The sequence below is a fragment of the Lunatibacter salilacus genome, assembly GCF_009797935.1.
GTDB classification, from domain to species: Bacteria; Bacteroidota; Bacteroidia; order Cytophagales; family Cyclobacteriaceae; genus Lunatibacter; species Lunatibacter salilacus.
The window spans coordinates 366,053-381,907 of record NZ_VOLC01000003.1 but is presented as its reverse complement, the minus strand read 5'-3'; the positions used below and the strand labels follow the sequence as shown (position 1 = coordinate 381,907).

Below are 15,855 nucleotides of genomic sequence, written 5' to 3'. Positions count from 1 at the left end.
TACGCTTTTATAAAGTAATATCCGATTAATTTACCGACATGGGGTCAACGGCTTCTATAGAACCATCAGGTAGATGGTTTAACGGAGCCATCTTTATATTTCTCAGATGCGTCTCTCCTGAAAGCTGCGTGTCGTGATAAAACACATACCATTGATCATCCATTTTTACTACAGAATGGTGGTTCGTCCAACCTTGCACCGGTTTAAGAAGTACACCTTGATAAGTAAAAGGACCGTAAGGACTATCGCCGCTGGCATAGGCTATATTGTGCGTATCTCCCGTAGAATAGGAAAAGTAGTAGACATCATTATGCTTGTGAATCCAAGCTGCTTCAAAGAAACGTCTTTCATGGTCCCCAGCGGTAATAGGATTTCCCTCCTGATCTAAAATTAATACGTCTTTTGGAGATTCACCAAATTGAAGCATGTCTTCGCTTAACTTAGCTACTTGCGGTGCAATCGCAGGTTCATCATCTGCGGGTTCATCCGCAGAGGGACTGTCTCCGGTTGACACATATTCCCCAGTGCGCCATTTTTGAAGTTGACCACCCCAAATACCACCCCAGTAAATATAATGTTGACCGTCGTCGTCTTTAAAGACCGCGGGGTCAATACTGAAACTGCCTTCCATGGGTTCAGGTTGAGCAGTGAAAGGGCCTGCGGGACTATCTCCTACAGCGACACCAAGGCGAAAGACATCTTCCTTATCCTTGGCAGGAAAATAAAAGTAATACTTCCCGTCTTTTTCCGCAGCATCCGGTGCCCACATCTGCCGGCCAACCCAGGGAACATCCGCAATATCAAGCACCTTTCCATGGTCAGTAATTTCCCCGTCAGGAGAATCCATGGAGAACACATGATAATCCATCATATTGAAATGTGATCCTAGATCATCTTCCTCCACCGCTGATTCCACATCATGGGAAGGATAAATATACAATTTGCCTTCAAAAACATGGGCAGAAGGATCAGCCGTATACATGTTTTCAATCAAAGGCTGATTCCTGAATGACACGCTAGTAGTGTCCAAATTTTCCTGTTGTTCCTGAGTGGTGCTTTCGTTACCAGAACAACCTATTCCACATAGAATGGCAAGAGCAAGAAGTGGTTTTTTGTACATATCGGCTAATAGGTTTTAAAGATACATAAACAAAAAAATCTGAATGCAAATGGATATAGTCCACCCGCCTTCAGATTTTTCTTAGCTGGATTTTGTCAATCCAGGGCACTAGCATTGATTTATAGGTTTGATAAATAATTCATTTTTAAAAGGATTCATATTTTTAATCAGGAATTAATTCCCTTTAACTGTTCAAAAATATATTCCTTGACTTGGTAGTTTTTGTCAAATAAGAGCGGGTAAGCTGTTCTACCCCTTATCGGCCAATTATTCAACCAACTATCCTGATCCCTTATTCCCCAAAATGTCACCCTGCTAATTTTCTCACGATGGAGGTGGAACAACTGGAAAATTTCCCTGTACCGTGCTGCCAACTTCTCCTTTATCTCATCCGGCAATCCCTCCTTATAAGGATCGAATGCTGCATCATACCCAAAATTATCATCAATGTCAGCTCCCTGCCTATTTGATGGGTTGGGAAGAACATCGATATCAAATTCCGTTATCATTACTGTGAAGCCTGCTTCATATATTTTGTTTATAGAGAGCTCGATCTGATCTAAACTTGGACTCGTCAGTCCATAATGGCCCTGCATACCGATACCATCTATTTTGATACCCTCATCCCTCATTTCCTTGGCCATTGCTATTGAAGCATCCACTTTGGCAGGTTTCCACATGTTGTAATCATTATAATATAACTCTGCGGAAGGATCTACTTCGGAAGCTTTCTGAAATGCTCTTTTTATAAAATCAACTCCGGCTGCTGAAAACCATTCTGAATTCCGATACTTTCCATCGTCAGTAAAGGCTTCATTAACCACGTCCCAACCCTGGATCCGTCCCTTATACCTGCCCATCACTTGCTCAATATGGTCTTCCATACGGCTTAAAAGTTCAGTCATTTCAAGAGGTGATCCGTCTTCACCTTGATATACCCACTTAGGTGTCTGATTATGCCAAACGAGTGTATGACCAACAATGAAACTATTTAATTTCTCACCCATTTCTACAAATGCGTCAGCATCTTTGAAATTATATTCCCCTAATCTAGGATGAACTGACTGCCATTTAAGCAAATTTTCAGGACTGATACTATTAAAATGTTGTTCCAGAACCATGCGAACTGCTGCGTCATTATTTCTAACAGTAAAAGACCCCAGAGCGGCACCTATATAAAAGTCCTCATCAAAAATATCCTTTACTCCAGGATCCTGTGGCACGAATGACAAGCATGTCACCAGAACGAGGATTATTGAGGAATTTAAAAATGTAAAATTCGATTTTCGCATGTGGTTACAGGGTTAGAAACAGACTGTTCTTATTTCTACTAGTTAGCATGTTCAGAACGAAACAAACTTAACAAGAAACTCAACAAACAAAAAATGTATTAAATTTTTCAATAACTTGATATTCAAATGTTTAAATGATTCAATGTGCTTAAATGACAGGGAAATTGAAGGAATGTGTTGGATGACAATTTATTTCTAAGATATTGCTTTTTAACATTCTTAAACCTCTCTTCAAACTCCACTTCAATGCATATTATTCAAAAAATTGCGGAAAATTAATTCAAAATTGAAATTAAATTGATCTAAATGTAAAAGATTTACATTTCAGGGTGTAGTTAGAATTTAATTAAAAATGGCTGGTTAAAACAGTTTATAGATGCTGATTAACTTCGGGTAGGCGAATTGTAATCAAAAATTATTGCGCTTAAATAAAATCATTGATTATCAACTATTTAAATGTTATTTATCATCTGAAATTGTAAAATTGTCGGAGGTAATTTATATTTCGACTATTCGAAGCCTTGGATAATGGCGGAGACTGAAATGTCAAAATTAGATTTTATTTGACCTGTGGGATATAAAGCTTACCTAACAATTCTAGGAATATTATCTTGCTGTTTTGTAACACTGGCTGAGCAAGGGTCACCTTCTGTTATAAAGCTGGAAGATGGGGATTTTCATTTGCCCGTAATCCGAAAAATTGATTTTTATGTGGATACCACCGCCAGTAAATCTGTTCAGGAGATATCTTCGCCGATGTATCAAGACAGGTTTCAGCCAGTTACTTCTGACAATATCGTACCGGAGTCATTGGAAGATGAAATCTGGCTACGGATGATTGTTCGAAATCGGCAAAGTAATTCCGACCATTCCTGGTATTTCGAAAGTTGGGGTTTTGACATAGATGAAATTACTTTCTACTTCCCAAGTGAAACCGAAGGCTTTGTTCCGACAGCGGCGGGGTACGATCTTGATTTTACCAACAGGAAGGTCAATCATAAAAATTTCAACTTTTTTCTAGACCTGAGACCGGGAGATGAAAAAGTCTATTATCTAAAAGTAAGAAGAAGTTATCCACTTGGATTTAGTTTTCACGTTCGGACCAATGAAAGATTCATTTCCCATTCTTTGAATGAATACTTTCTTTTGGGCATCTATTACGGAGTTTTAGTTCTTATCCTGTCCTTTACTGTTTACCTGTTTATAAAACTGAAGGATTTTCTGTATATCTACTTTTCAATCTTGCTTTTGGCCTGCATCTGGTTCTCTCTTGGTAGAGATGGACTGGGTTTTCAATACCTCTGGCCAACTTCCCCTTGGATTAATAAGTTTACCATTCATAGTATTACGGAATTAGGCGTCATTTTATCCACATTGCTTTTTTCCAACCACTTTGTCCAAAAATACACCAAAAGGAAGGAGCTTATATATATCACCATGGTAGCTGTAGTTTTAAAGTTGATTCTGTTCATGAATCAGACAGCCAGTTATACAATAGCTCCCACGGCCTATATTTTTGGGACTATATTGATCCTTTTGGTACCCTTCGTCACCGGGCTGGTCATGTTGCTGAAAGTTAAGGTTTTTTCTATGTCCTACACCTTTGCTTATGCTTGTTTGTTTTTGGTTATCGTTCATTCCTATACCAAAGAATTTGCTTTTTTTGATGACCCTGTACTCAATTGGTATTTTGTACATCCTGTGATTTTTTTGGAAGTCGTATTTTTCTCCCTATCCATTTTCAAACAACTCAAATTTTTGCAAGATAAATACAAAGAGGCTACCCGGGAAAAAACCCAAACGCTTGAAGAAAAAAATCGTCTGATTCAGGAAATGAATGCTCAGCTTCAACAAAAAGTCAAAGAAAGAACTCGAGAGATTGAATTAATGGCTGCCGATTTGGCCAGTAAAAATGTTTCCCTTCAGACGACCAACCTGACTCTGCAGGAATTGAATTCCCAGGTCACCTTGATCAACAATTATCTCAAAGAAAACAACGAGCAGTTACGGATTAGCGTGGAAGAGGTCACCAAAAATTTGGCACTGATGAAAGGCTTGGATTTTGACGACTTCAAAAAAGTATTTCCCGGCAAAGACGCCTGTCTCGAATTTCTTTCTGAATTAAAATGGAAAGGAAGCTTTAGGTGTAAAAAATGCGGGTATAATAAGTACTCTGATGGAAAGAGCCACAGCAAGCGGTGTAAAAACTGTAACTACCTAGAGTCTCCAACAGTGGATACGCTATTTCACAAACTTAAGTTTCCGATAGAAAAGGCATTTTATATTCTTTACCTATCCAATAGAAAAGACATTGATTTGACTCTAAACGAACTCTCCGAGATTTTGGAACTGCGGCGGGAGACATGCTGGGCGTTCAAAAATAAAATTTCACAGGCAATGGAAACTGTGGGTCACAACAAGGAACTCAACGGCTGGGAAACCTTAGCCCTAGTTAATTTGGAATAGAGAAAAATATGTTCCATTTAGCACATAGGATGTACCAGATAAAACATTTAACGATTCATTCCCAAGACCTGGCTAGCAACTCACCGACTTCAACACCCGTCATCAATCAATTTCATTGATTTACAGTTATTTCTATTCTTGATGATTGCAACAGGTCCGAAAATTGTCCGCAATTAGTCAGTGGCTTGACGAAATTCGTTAAATTAGCCCTTGAAAATTTCTAACCCATGAAAAAAACCGTTACTGCGGAAATCCTTGCTATCGGTGATGAGCTGCTCTATGGACAAATTCAAGATACAAACAGTCTTTGGATCAGTCAGGAACTTGATAAAATCGGTGTGCGGGTAGTACGTCGAACGACAGTGGGGGACAATCGACACGATATGCTTCATGCCTTTGAGGCTGCGGAGAAAGTTGCTGATGTAGTTATTATCACTGGCGGACTCGGCCCTACTTCGGATGATTTGACCAAACCCGTACTTGCTGAGTATTTCGGTTGCGGCATCGAACTCGTTCCAGAGGCGTTGGAATCTGTCAGGAGGTTTTTCGAACGAAGAGGAAGGGAATTGACCGACACCAATAAGTTGCAGGCTCATTTGCCAACCAAATGTACTTATGTGGAAAATGAGGTAGGGACTGCGCCTGGCATGTGGTTTGAAGAGAATGGAGCTGTCTGGATATCAATGCCTGGAGTGCCCCATGAAATGAAAAAATTGATGAAGGATTTCGTCCTTCCTAAGCTTAAAACGATTTATGACCTACCCGTAATTTATCACAGGGTAATAAAGACGGTAGGTATAGGTGAGAGTTGGCTTTCGGACTTAATAAAGGTGTGGGAACTTTCACTTCCACGTCATGTCCGGCTGGCCTATTTGCCGTCCTTGGGGGAGGTAAAATTAAGGCTGACTGCTTTTGGAGATAGCCAATCCTTTGTGGAAGAGGCTGTGGGGACCCAATTGGAAAAAGTCTACCCTCTTATTTCAAAATACATCTATGGCTACGACAAAATCAGCCTACAAGAAGCTGTGGGGCAACTGCTTTTAGCACAAGGGAAGAAAGTGGCATTTGCGGAAAGCTGTTCGGGTGGTTATATTTCCCACTTGATTACGAGTATTGGTGGTTCGAGTGGCTATTTCCAGGGAGCCCTGATTCCATACCACAATGATTTCAAATCAAATCTACTAGGAGTATCTACAGAAACCTTAAAGACCTTGGGCGCCGTAAGTGAGCAAACGGTGATTGAAATGGCAAATTCAGTTAAAAGAAAGTTTGCCGCTGATTATGGTGTAGCCAGTAGTGGTATTGCGGGACCGGCCGGGGGAACACCTGACAAACCTGTCGGGACTGTTTGGATTGCGTGCAGCCATCCGAAGGGAGTTGCCACGAAGTTGTTGCACCTCACCGCTGACCGGTCTATAAATATTCACCTGACTGCTATATCGGCACTGAACTTGTTACGAATGTGTATTTTAGAGTTGACTGATTGAAAATTTTGATTATTCGATTATTAGTTTAAAATTTGGAATATAATTTTAATCTTGATAATATAACCCAATAAAATAGTTTATCATGGCAGAGGTTGAAATGATAATGCCCAAAATGGGTGAAAGCATCATCGAGGGGACTATCCTTACCTGGCTCAAACAGGAGGGTGACAAGATCGAACAGGATGAGTCTGTTTTAGAAGTTGCTACAGACAAAGTAGATACGGAGGTTCCCGCTATCAATGCCGGCATATTGAAGAAAATATTAGCAAAAGAAGGAGACGTAGTAGCGGTAGGCAAACCAATTGCCCTGATAGAGATTAGCGATGAAGAAGAAATAAATGATCAAGTAAATACAAGAGAGGATATCCTTCAAAAGGATGAATTATTGACTCTTGCTCCCGCAAATACTGCTGCTTTGATCACGCATTCTGAGACAAGTCCGAAGAATTACATTACTGAAAACGACTCCAGATTTTACTCGCCACTGGTGCTAAGTATAGCCAAAAAGGAAAGCATATATCCAGAAGAACTGTCCCAAATTCCTGGTACTGGTAAAGAGGGACGGGTAACTAAGGAGGATATGTTTGCTTATCTCAAAGTCCGTGGTAGCGTCCCCAAAGCTTATGGCAACTCTGCGAAAGCTCAGCCAATAAGTAGTGGAGAGGATGAAATCATCACGATGGACCGGATGCGGCGCATGATTTCGCAACGCATGATAGAGTCCAGAAACATCTCAGCACATGTCACTTCTTTTGTAGAGGCGGATCTTACCGCTCTGGTTCTCTGGAGAAACAGAATTAAAGATGACTACAAACAGCGGGAGGGTGAGAGTATAACCTTCACTCCGTTCTTTGTGCAAGCCATAGCAAAGGCACTAAAAGACTATCCGATGATAAATATTTCGGTTGAGGGAGATCAAATAATTAAGAAAAAGAGTATTAATATCGGGATAGCAGTAGCCTTACCAAATGGGAACTTAATTGTTCCAGTGATTAAAAATGCTGACACCTTTAGCCTAAACGGCCTTTCTAAAAAAATCAATGACATGGCCAAACGGGCCAGGGATAACAAATTGTCGCCTGACGAACTTTCCGGTGGCACCTACACGCTTTCCAATGTTGGATCATTTGGCAATATTATGGGAACGCCGATAATAATGCAGCCACAAGTCGGTATCATGGCAGTGGGTACGATAGTGAAGAAACCCGCTGTGTTGGAAACACCTTCCGGAGATGTTATCGCCATCAGGCACAAAATGTTCCTGTCACATTCTTATGATCACCGGGTGGTTGATGGAGCCTTAGGTGGAATGTTTGTAAAACAAGTTGCCAATTATCTGGAGGATTTTGACCCCAATACCGTCGTCTGAAAAAAATAAAATACGGTATTTGTATTTAAATAAACATGACTATTTTTTCCCGTATAGCCCGTTGTGGCAATCTTTGATCTTGTCGATAATATCTTTAATTCGTACAGGCTTTGTAAGGTAGTCATCCATGCCGGCTTTTAGGGCCATGTCGATATCTGTTTTGAAAACATTCGCAGACAATCCTATGATGGACGCGTTGTATCCATATGGAATAGCCCGAATTAATTTAGTGGCTTCGATACCGTCCATTCCCGGCATTTGGTTATCCATGAATATCAGGTCAAATTGCTTTTTTTCCACCATCTTAATTGCGTCCAGCCCGTTTGTAGCAACAGAAACCTTATATCCCATTTGGCTCATTAGCATGGTCATAAATTGAAGGTTAATTTCACTGTCCTCTACAAGTAACACTTTCAACGGATAAGATTCGGCAATATTCTCCAAATCTGTGGGAGTATCTTGGGAATCTTCTTTTTGCAAAAGTGGTGTCTCCTTGTTTTTGGTCCGCGCCATCAGTGTAAATGAAAAAGTAGAGCCAGTCCCCACTTCACTATCCACATGCAATGAACCGCCCATTAATTCAATCAGCCGATTTGCAATTGCCAATCCAAGACCGGTGCCTTTATATTCTGAATTTTGGGACTCTCCTACTTGGGTAAATGGCATGGTCAACATTGAAACTTTGTCTTCAGGAATACCAATGCCATTGTCTTTAATCACACAATGAAGTATGAGGTTGTCAGTAAATAAGATCTCTCCTTTAATTACAACCGAGATTTTTCCTTCATAGTGGGAAAATTTAACAGCATTTCCGATAATATTTACAAAAATCTGGCTGAGTTTATCCTTGTCAAGTTCGACGAATTCCGGGATTTCTTTATCAATATTGAGACGGATTTTGATTTTTTTGGAATGAGCCATCCCTGTAAACACATTGATGATTCGATTCAATTCCTTTCGGATATCAAAACTTAAGGGGTTGAGTTCCAACTTGCCTGCTTCTATTTTAGAATAATCCAAAATATCATTGACAATTGAGAGAAGCGATTCCCCTGAATCCGAGATGACCCGCACAAGTTTTTCCTGCTCAATTGTCATCCGGGTATTTTGCAAAAGGCCTATAATGCCCAATAGCCCATTCATGGGAGTTCTGATCTCGTGACTCATGTTAGCCAAAAAGCGGGATTTCTCAATGTTTGCTTGCTCTGCAGCTTCTTTGGCTTCCTTAAGGCCTCTTTCCCAGAGCTTTTGGCCTGTTATATCCCTACCCACAGACATAATTCGGTTTTCGTCCAATTTGAAAAAACGTATTTCGAAAAACCTGCGGCCTATGTCAAGCAGTAACTCCATTTCTCTGGTTTGCATTTTCCCCGTCCGAGCCGCTTTAAAGAATGCCTCCATAAGTTCCTCCCCCTTAGCCCCCTGAACGACCTCCTTTATGCTTTTTCCCATTGAAAACTCCGGCGGCACCAGAAGCAATGATTCATCCTGGACATAATAATCTAAATAAACCCCTTCATTGTCATATATGAATATGATGTCAGGGAGACTTTTTAGTACGGATCTAAGCCTGTTTTCACTTTTAATGAGCTCCTGGTCCGCCAAATATTTCTCATCAATGTCAGTACAAATGCCTACTCCGCCGCTAAACGCACCTGTGGTATCGTAAAACAGCTTTTCAAACAACTTGACTCGGATTTGCTCTCGACTTCTTCCCCGAATATGGGACTCGTAATAGAAATATTCACTTTTTTCCCTAACACTCTTTTCAATTTCGTCTAGATAAGCCTGAAAATTCCCTTCAAAAATTTCGCTCTTTTCTGTTTCAAGCATTTCCTTCGTCTCATATCCTAAGACATTTTTGACATTTTCGCTGACTTGATACAGTTTCCAATTCTTGTCGTGATAATAAATAAACCCTTTGGTTTGCTGCAGCAACATGGTTTGTTGCCTAAACAATTCCGCTAATTCTTTAGAATTCTTTTCGAGGAGTAGATTTTTTTCGTTTGAGGTTTTTAAATATTTGAAAATAAACACCAAAATGACCAAAAGTAATCCAAATAAAGCCGCAAAAATAAAAAAATATGTCCCATAAATGCCTGAGGTAACATGGGATTTCTCCTGGACAAAAACAAAACCATACCCCCGACCCAATTCATGTAGGTTAAAGGGATATTGCACTATGAGAACAGGTTCCCGCCGCCCTTCTCCGTCTATAAGTTCACCTTCATAACTCCCCCTCAGCCCACCCGTTATCTCACGGTACATACGGTCATAGACTGTTTTGTTTATGGCCCCATTTGGAAAATTACTAGATGTATGAAGTTCTAGCAATTCATCATCTTGAAAGGCAAATTTGTAAGCACCCATTCCCAGATAATAATTCAAGGTGGACTCGGCGAAAAAATTATACAAATTCAATTTCAGCAAAATCTTAACATTACTTCTCGTTGAAGCCGCAAAAAGACAGGTGTGACAGGACGCCTTGGTAAGTTCTTTTTGGACTGTACCTTTTTCGAAATAATTGTTGGTATTAAGCCTGTAATAGATGGTCTTTCCCCGTTGTTGAATATAAAGTGTATCAATCAAGCTATAATAACTATTTAGGATTCTACGGGCCCTTGCATCATAAAAGACCTCCTGGACCTCCAGATCTAAAATGTCTAGATTTTCAGGGGAGTTGGCAAAGGATATTATCTCTGAATTGAGATTGGTAAATCTCCGCTGTGCTTCATTGGCAGCAAGCTCTACTTGCTTATTCAGGAATATCTGTCTTGTCTCGATCAAGTTGTCTGAAAGTGCCCGATAAAAAAACAAGGCAAGCAAGATTGTCAAAACGACAGAAAAAATCCCAAAGCTTAAGAGCCATGAAAATTTTTCTGATACCTTGCCTTCATTTATTCGCATTTCTTTCCGATGTTATTGTTGAAGATTAATTAAATACCAGTTCATCATATTCATCTTTCTACAAAATGCTTTGTAATCATATCCTTCCAAATTAAATTCAAAGGCACTTTCTTTTTCCAATAAGAATTTAGAGGCCATCTGCCGTACTTCCTTACTTTTACTCTTGAACAAATTAAAGTCCTCCTTTCTGAAATTGTCGGCGAGTATAGTCTGAACGTACGTGTGATTTCTCAAAGGTGGCATACTCAATGCCTCAATTGCTTTGCCGGATCCAGCTACAATTGTTCCATCATTATCTATTATAACGAGACTTTCGTCAAACTTGGCCAGAAAATACCGCATCAGGTCTGCCAATGTAATGTCAATACCCAAAACACCCTTGAATTCATTGTTGAAATAAACTGGATGTATAATGGAAAGTATCCACCCCCTCCCTGCGGGATCAATGTAAATTTCCTCTACCCATAAATGCTTTCTCTCCGGATTACGGATCTCATCACCCAAATAGTAAAAATTAAATGCTGTCACGTCAATATCAGGATCAATGGTATTGACCAAATCATACGGTGGGTATAGCCTGGACAGCTGACTTTCGGTATTGTAATAAACCTGAGCCACCATGGGATATCTTTCAACAATATCTTTGAACTTCTGATCCAGAGGTTCTGTCAGATAGACTTCATCAACGGACTGAGTCCTGTTTGGAGCGAGAAGAGAGATAAACACCGTACTTTCATTGTTTGCCAGATTGGGATTAAAAAACCAGTCATTTTTATCTATTATATACTTCTCCTTTTCCGCAACAAAAATAAGGCTATCTTCTTTTGCATACAATTGAGATGAAAACGCGGCTAACTCCACAATTTCTAATTCTAAAGGCAATAGCTCAACTTCGAGGGTTGTAATTATTGAATCCAATAGTTCAAACTCGGTACTATCATCAAATCTCTTTTCAGTATTACAACCGAAAAAAGTTATTAAAGCGAATTTTAATGCAAAAACACTATATTTCATCTTCGAATAATTAAATATTATTCAAATTTACATATTTCCCAATTGATTTCTAAGCATTTGATGCATTTCATCGGATCTTTTTTTAACCCTTTCCCAAAACTCCCCCTCGAAAAAAAAATCTATATCTTTTTCCGAAGTCAGATCCAACTCGCTGACTTTAAAGGTCTGTTCGATCATCCCGTCTTCAAACTTGAGCAAATATTTATTGTTCCATGAAAAAACGCTGATTCTAATCCCTTCTTTCACGAGTTCCCTCACTATCCTCATATCTCCCGAAGTAAAACGGTAGAAAAAGTTATTTCCGGTTTTAAGGAGGAGGCAACAGAGCAATATTTTTCAACTGCCAACCTAACGACCTTTTCGAACTCCTCGGGTGTAGCATCGGGAGAAACCAACGTAAATTTCATATGTATAGATGTATAGAAAGCCGGGATTCCATCGTGCCTTTCCCCCGTTGCTTCTATCCTAAAATCAGCTATTTCCCTTCGTTTTTTCTTCATCATTAGAACAGTATCTATGGCGGAGCAACCCGCAAGGGCTGACAAAAGAAGTTCCATGGGTGCCTGATGGTTTTTTTCATCACCAGCATACATATCTATTCCCACCACATTTCCCGTAGCATTTACTGACTCATATTCATGGTCAGATTTCATTGTGAGCGTAATTGATCGTTTAGACATATCTTTTTAAAATACCAATTTAAATTATTATGTTCCGAATTGAGCTACATGTTTCTTCTATATTGACCACCCACAGCATATAACCCGTGAGTCAGTTCTCCTAACGAACAATAGGCTGCGGCTTCCATAAGCTGATGGAAAATATTTTGACCGCTTGTAGATGCCTGTTGCACCTGACCAACATGATTTTTCGACTCCCCGGCAAATGCACGCTTTTGTGACAATACATTTTGTATTTGATTTTCCTTTTCTACGTTAGTAGCGCGGATAATTTCTCCGGGTGTGACAGTAGGTGAACCTGCCCTGGACAGAAACGTATTTACACCGATAATTGGATACTCACCGGAATGCTTGAGCGTCTCATAGCGCATGCTCTCCTCTTGTATTTTACCCCGCTGATACATGGTTTCCATCGCTCCCAGCACTCCTCCCCGGTCATTGATCCTATCAAACTCCAAATATACCGCTTCTTCTACCAAATCCGTCAATTCTTCGATGATAAATGACCCCTGCAATGGGTTTTCATTTTTTGCAAGGCCCAGTTCTTTGTTGATTATCAACTGAATGGCAATTGCTCTTCGCACGGAGGCTTCAGTTGGTGTAGTAATGGCCTCATCATAGGCGTTGGTATGAAGGGAATTGCAATTGTCGAACACAGCATAAAGTGCTTGAAGTGTTGTGCGAATATCATTGAAATCGATCTCTTGGGCATGGAGCGATCTTCCCGAGGTCTGAATATGGTATTTAAGCATCTGCGAACGTTCATTTGCGCCATATTTCAACCTCATGGCCTTTGCCCATATTCTCCGGGCCACCCTGCCAATTACGGCATATTCGGGATCAAGGCCATTGGAGAAGAAAAATGAAAGATTGGGTGCAAAATCATCTATATTCATTCCTCTGGAAAGGTAGTATTCCACATAGGTAAAGCCGTTAGAAAGCGTCAAAGCCAACTGGGTGATCGGATTGGCTCCTGCTTCCGCAATGTGGTATCCGGAAATGGAAACTGAATAGAAATTTCGAACCCGGTGTTCAATAAAATACTGCTGCATATCCCCCATCAGCCTGAGAGAAAACTCAGTGGAAAAAATACAGGTATTCTGAGCTTGATCTTCTTTGAAGATATCAGATTGTACCGTTCCGCGTACCCTGGATAAGGTGTCCGATTTTATCTTTTGGTAGACATCCTGAGGAAGTATCCAAGCCCCACTTACACCAAGAAGCATTAATCCCAACCCATCATGACCCTCAGGAAGGGCCGCAGCATAGGTTGGTACTTCAGTGGATAGCTTCTGATAATATTCCTTTATTTTTTCTTTAATTTCCCCTTCCATGCCGTTGGCCGAAATATATTTTTCACATTGCTGATCAATGGCTGCGTGCAAGAAATAGGCCGTAATAATGGAGGAAGGGCCATTTATCGTCATGGAGACAGAGGTCATCGCATCTGCTAAATCAAATCCCGAATAGAGCTTCTTGGCGTCGTCCAAGGTACATATACTTACTCCCGAATTTCCGATTTTCCCAAATATATCCGGCCGGAAATCCGGGTCTTCCCCATAGAGGGTGACGGAATCAAAAGCGGTGGAGAGCCGCTTGGCAGGCAATCCCCTTGAAAGGTAATGAAAGCGCCGGTTGGTACGTTCGGGTCCACCTTCTCCTGCAAACATTCGGGTAGGTTCCTCTCCTTCTCGCTTAAAGGGGAATACGCCTGCCGTATATGGAAATTCCCCTGGGAAATTTTCCCTGAGGCCCCATTTCAATAAATCTCCCCATGCTTCGTAACTGGGCAATGCAACTCTTGGAATGCGGGTGGATGAAAGCGATTCCGATGAGGTCTTAACCTTTATTTCGCGGTCACGGACTGTAAATGAAAAATATTCTTCCTTATATTTTTGGGACTTTTGGGGCCAGTTCTGCAGCCATTCCAAGGACCTTGGATCCATTCGGTTCTCCAATTTTTCACGTAGCCCCTCTAACATCATTCTGGAAGGATGTACTTCATCGGCATTCTCCATGTCCATCACTTCAAGAGCTTTACTGATTCCAAATAGCTGCTGGGCAATCTCCTTCTGACGAATCACCCAGTTGTCATATTCTCTGTTTGCTTCGGTGATTTCGGATAAGTACCTTACCCGGGACGAAGGAATTATATAGGTAGGTTGCTTGAATTCTTCGCCTCCAGTGTTCAAACCCGAAAATTGAATGCCACTGCGGTGACTTAGCATTTTCATTAGGGAATTATAGATCCTGTTCATTCCAGGGTCATTGAACTGAGAAGCCATGCTGGAAAAAACCGGTAACTCCCCCTCTGGTAAATCCCATGCCAAGTGGTTTCGTCTGTATTGCTTTTTCACATCCCTAAGGGCATCTTCCGCTCCTTTCTTGTCGGCCTTGTTTAATACAATGAGATCGGCGAAATCCAGCATGTCAATTTTCTCAAGCTGCGTCGGCGCACCATACTCCGGCGTCATTACGTAGACAGACACATCTGCAAATTCGACAACCTCCGAGTCGGACTGACCGATGCCGGATGTCTCTAAAAGAATAAGATCAAACTTTACCGCTTTCATTACTGTCAAGACTTCCGAAATATGCTTGGATAGGGCAAGGTTTGATTGCCTTGTCGCCATAGACCTCATATATACCCTGGCATCGTCGATAGCATTCATTCTGATTCGATCCCCTAAAAGTGCTCCACCAGATTTCCGTTTGGTGGGATCTATAGAGAGAATGGCGACTTGCTTGTCCACATTGGCCATTAAAAACCGCCGAACCAGTTCGTCTACCAATGAGGACTTCCCAGCACCTCCTGTTCCGGTTATTCCAACCACGGGAATTTTGTGGTGAATGTCTTTTTCTCTTAGCTGGGAGATAATCGGAGCAAGAACTTCCGGAGCGTTTTCAGCAAGAGTGATTAGTCTGGGTAAAAATTCCTTGGTTAACTCAAAATTTTCATCCCCTGTTCGGGTATTTCCCTTCAAACTGAAATCCGATTTCTGTACCAGGTCAGCGATCATCCCCTCCAATCCCATGGCTCTTCCATCATCAGGAGAGTAGATTCTGGTAATACCATAGGCGTGTAATTGATCCATTTCTTCCTGCAGGATTGTCCCCCCTCCCCCACCAAAGATCCTTATATGTCCTGCATTGTTTTCACGCAGGAGGTCGTACATGTAGGTAAAAAACTCCATATGCCCCCCTTGGTAGGATGTGCAGGCAATCGCTTGCACGTCCTCTTGAATGGCACAATTCACAATCTCATGTACGGATCGATTATGACCCAGATGAATAACTTCTACACCAGCAGCCTGTATGAGCCTGCGCATGATGTTGATGGAGACATCGTGTCCATCAAATAGCGAAGTTGCGGTGACGATTCTTATTGGGTTTTTAAGTGAATAAGGGTGCTGCATGCTATAAATTTTCAGTTATCTTCCCTTTCTTGGGGAAGAACGACTAAAGGTGGGCTTTGAACGAACATCATATTTCCAATATCCCAGAGTAATCTATTAAACAA

At 41.0% G+C, this 15,855-nt stretch carries 10 protein-coding genes; 3 read left to right on the top strand and 7 right to left on the bottom strand.

Going from position 1 to position 15,855, the window contains the following annotated elements:
- Nucleotides 1–25: 25 nt before the first annotated feature.
- Both FQ608_RS06475 and FQ608_RS06470 read right to left on the bottom strand, forming a co-directional pair.
- On the bottom strand, nt 26–1,120 hold the full coding sequence (locus tag FQ608_RS06475; RefSeq protein WP_158857000.1) for a glycoside hydrolase family 43 protein: 1,095 nt from the start codon (nt 1,118–1,120) through the stop codon (nt 26–28).
- Between the two features lie 167 nt (nt 1,121–1,287).
- On the bottom strand, nt 1,288–2,412 hold the full coding sequence (locus FQ608_RS06470) for an endo-1,4-beta-xylanase (protein WP_158856999.1): 1,125 nt from the start codon (nt 2,410–2,412) through the stop codon (nt 1,288–1,290).
- 570 nt (nt 2,413–2,982) lie between these two features.
- On the opposite strand from FQ608_RS06470, the gene FQ608_RS06465 reads away from it, so the two are divergent.
- The 3 genes from FQ608_RS06465 to FQ608_RS06455 all read left to right on the top strand — a co-directional run bounded on the left by FQ608_RS06465 (nt 2,983) and on the right by FQ608_RS06455 (nt 7,734).
- Nucleotides 2,983–4,878, top strand: a complete 1,896-nt coding sequence (locus FQ608_RS06465; RefSeq protein ID WP_234364092.1) for a 7TM diverse intracellular signaling domain-containing protein — start codon at nt 2,983–2,985, stop codon at nt 4,876–4,878.
- Nucleotides 4,879–5,105: 227 nt separating this feature from the next.
- On the top strand, nt 5,106–6,365 hold the full coding sequence (locus tag FQ608_RS06460; protein WP_158856998.1) for a competence/damage-inducible protein A: 1,260 nt from the start codon (nt 5,106–5,108) through the stop codon (nt 6,363–6,365).
- 82 nt (nt 6,366–6,447) lie between these two features.
- Entirely contained in the window at nt 6,448–7,734 is a 1,287-nt protein-coding gene (locus FQ608_RS06455) for a dihydrolipoamide acetyltransferase family protein (protein ID WP_158856997.1), read from the top strand.
- Nucleotides 7,735–7,773: 39 nt separating this feature from the next.
- Here the strand turns inward: FQ608_RS06455 and FQ608_RS06450 are convergent, their stop codons facing one another.
- The 5 genes from FQ608_RS06450 to FQ608_RS06430 are packed head-to-tail and all read right to left on the bottom strand — an operon-like array spanning nt 7,774 to nt 15,751.
- A complete protein-coding gene (locus tag FQ608_RS06450) occupies nt 7,774–10,641 on the bottom strand; it encodes a PAS domain-containing hybrid sensor histidine kinase/response regulator (protein ID WP_158856996.1) in 2,868 nt (955 codons plus the stop codon).
- A 12-nt stretch (nt 10,642–10,653) separates the two neighbouring features.
- The gene (locus tag FQ608_RS06445; protein WP_158856995.1) at nt 10,654–11,655 is read right to left on the bottom strand and encodes a PDC sensor domain-containing protein; all 1,002 of its coding nucleotides are present in this window, start codon (nt 11,653–11,655) and stop codon (nt 10,654–10,656) included.
- A 27-nt stretch (nt 11,656–11,682) separates the two neighbouring features.
- Nucleotides 11,683–11,922, bottom strand: a complete 240-nt coding sequence (locus FQ608_RS06440) for a hypothetical protein (RefSeq protein ID WP_158856994.1) — start codon at nt 11,920–11,922, stop codon at nt 11,683–11,685.
- The gene (locus FQ608_RS06435; protein WP_158856993.1) at nt 11,919–12,335 is read right to left on the bottom strand and encodes an OsmC family protein; all 417 of its coding nucleotides are present in this window, start codon (nt 12,333–12,335) and stop codon (nt 11,919–11,921) included. Before FQ608_RS06435 ends, FQ608_RS06440 begins: the two co-directional genes overlap by 4 nt.
- Nucleotides 12,336–12,379: 44 nt before the next feature.
- Nucleotides 12,380–15,751, bottom strand: a complete 3,372-nt coding sequence (locus FQ608_RS06430) for a methylmalonyl-CoA mutase family protein (RefSeq protein ID WP_158856992.1) — start codon at nt 15,749–15,751, stop codon at nt 12,380–12,382.
- Between the last annotated feature and the right edge of the window lie 104 nt (nt 15,752–15,855).